This is a genomic window from Brevibacterium aurantiacum (genome assembly GCF_007558825.1).
Classification (GTDB): domain Bacteria; phylum Actinomycetota; class Actinomycetes; order Actinomycetales; family Brevibacteriaceae; genus Brevibacterium; species Brevibacterium aurantiacum_A.
Window position 1 is genome coordinate 1 of the sequence record NZ_VLTK01000037.1, and the last position, 2,036, is coordinate 2,036.

Consider the following 2,036-nt stretch of genomic DNA (forward strand, 5'->3'; position numbering starts at 1 on the left):
TTCATCGAGCTCAACGACGGTGCCGGTGATCAGGGCGACAATGCGTATCGCATGTTCATGATCGCGATGCTCTTCGCCGATACCACCCGGCGGTGGTCGCTGGACGCCAGGCGCAAGAGGCAGCAGAACCCTGAGTTCCCCGAGGCCGACGGCGGCAGCTACCGCTGGGTCTTCATCATGGCCAACAACCTCGCGATCGTCGTGTTGGCCTTCCAAGTCTGTGCGATCTACATGTCGGGTGGTCTGTACAAGGCGGGCGGGGCCGCTTGGCAGCACGGATTCGCGGTGTACAACCCGCTGCACACCCAGCAGTTCGGAACCTGGCCGGTGCTCTCGGACCTGCTCACGGCCTGGGGGCCGATGGTCGTCGCCGTCTCGTGGGCCTCGGTCCTGTTCCAGTGCGCGTTCCCGTTCATGCTGTTCAATCGGTACACGCGAATCGTGGGACTGCTGGGCATCCTCTCCTTNATGGTGGGCGCAAAGAAATCGACCGAAGTTACGAAGCCCTGCTATGAAACCTAACTCACCTCACCTCGGCTAGGTGCATTTGCCAGGCCTTCTCGCTCGCGGCGTGCGCCTGTGCAGTCGAAAAGGCTGACCTTGCATAGCCCTGTTGAATATGCCCTTGAACAGCTTCGGGGTGGCATGGCAAAACGCGATGCCGCACAGACGGGGTACCTCTAGGCGCGTCGGATCAGCCGAGGCAGTTTAACGGCCGATTAGCCAGAAGACACCTATGACGAGCATGGTTGTTACACCCCCGTAGAGCAAGATTCCCAATGGGCATTAGGTAGCAGCCGGTTACTAGCGTCTGAGAATGCGCGGCTGCGAACGACGGTAGCGATTGATGAACTGCAGGGAGCCTTACATTTTTCCTGCTGTTGTTAGCTATCGAGAGACCCTACGTGACTTATTGGTCACCCACTGGGTCTCGCATCTCGCGAACCCCTGGCCGGCAGTCAGGGGTTCATGCGTTCAACGATCCGCTCAACACCAACGTCCGTCTCCATTAGCCAAGCATTCTTAAGTGTGAGGTACGCCCGGAACGAGTTCGGTTCAGCCTTCTCCGGCTCCCACAGGTAGGGGTTATTCTGCGCGTGCAGCTGATGGGCCCCGTGGGTTGCCAAATTGGCAGCCTGGATGAGTTAATTGAATTCGCTGTCCTGCATCACGAGTCCTCGACGACGCGGCGTCGCGTGATGTCGAGCGCACGGTGAGCGTTGCGATAGGGCGCTGCCATGCGGAGTGCATCGTCCCATTCGGCTCGGGCCTCTTAAACTCCTCGCGTAGCCTCATCGTAGCCTTGCTATCCGTCGTAGAAGATCATGACCGTGGTCTTCTCACGCTCGGCCCAGGCACTCCGCCACTCCACGAAGGTGACGTACGTATTTGATGTCGAACGCTCGGGCGTTGCAATGGTGACCACAGACAGATCATCGGCCTTAGCCAACCATGACAGCATGATCCGTCCGTCTGCTGCGCGCTTTGTTCTGGCGGTTTCGCAATATTTTTCCCGGCCCTTGAACGGTTCGTTCGCGTGGAGCTCACTTGTCTTGGGCGCTCCAAACTCGTGGAGGTCTCCCGACGCCCCTGCAGCTAAAGTGAGGACACAGTGTTCCATACCTAGTCGGGTATCAATAGCGCTGTGAGGTTGGTGCCATCCTTAGAGTCGCCGGAGTCGTAAACATAGACTAGGTGCACCTCCTCTCCCTCGAGTCTGAATTGTGAGTTTCTGCGCGGGCGCACAACTTGTGCAGTTGGGATTGGTTTGTCCTGGTGAGACAAATCTCATGGCCCTCTCCGGCGGTATCTCTCGCTGTGGGCACGGAACTGGGCGAGGCAGGATTGCTTGGCTGTCTGACCCTTTAGCGTGTCCATTTCGGCACGGTTTTGCTGTCGTTCTTCGCCTCGTACTCGCTGCCTCGTCTGCCGTTGCTGCTCGGCGCACGCGTGTCCGGTCGGGGGGGTGCCCCTATGTTTATTGGTAGGCCCTATACGGGGTCTGGTCGCTGGTCCTGGTATGGCTGATTTGCCCT

At 58.8% G+C, this 2,036-nt stretch carries 2 protein-coding genes; one reads left to right on the forward strand and one right to left on the reverse strand.

All coding sequences use genetic code 11. From position 1 onward, the window contains the following. Nucleotides 1–57: 57 nt before the first annotated feature. The gene (locus tag FO013_RS22080; protein WP_472924391.1) at nt 58–522 is read left to right on the forward strand and encodes a hypothetical protein; all 465 of its coding nucleotides are present in this window, start codon (nt 58–60) and stop codon (nt 520–522) included. A gap of 784 nt (nt 523–1,306) precedes the next feature. Here FO013_RS22080 and FO013_RS22720 read toward each other — a convergent pair. Then, entirely contained in the window at nt 1,307–1,462 is a 156-nt protein-coding gene (locus FO013_RS22720) for a hypothetical protein (RefSeq protein WP_222103706.1), read from the reverse strand. Nucleotides 1,463–2,036 lie beyond the last annotated feature (574 nt).

Bases quoted from the DNA above. Each gene is read 5' to 3' on its own strand.
- FO013_RS22720 (WP_222103706.1), bottom strand. From the start codon at position 1,462: ATGCTGTCATGGTTGGCTAAGGCCGATGATCTGTCTGTGGTCACCATT.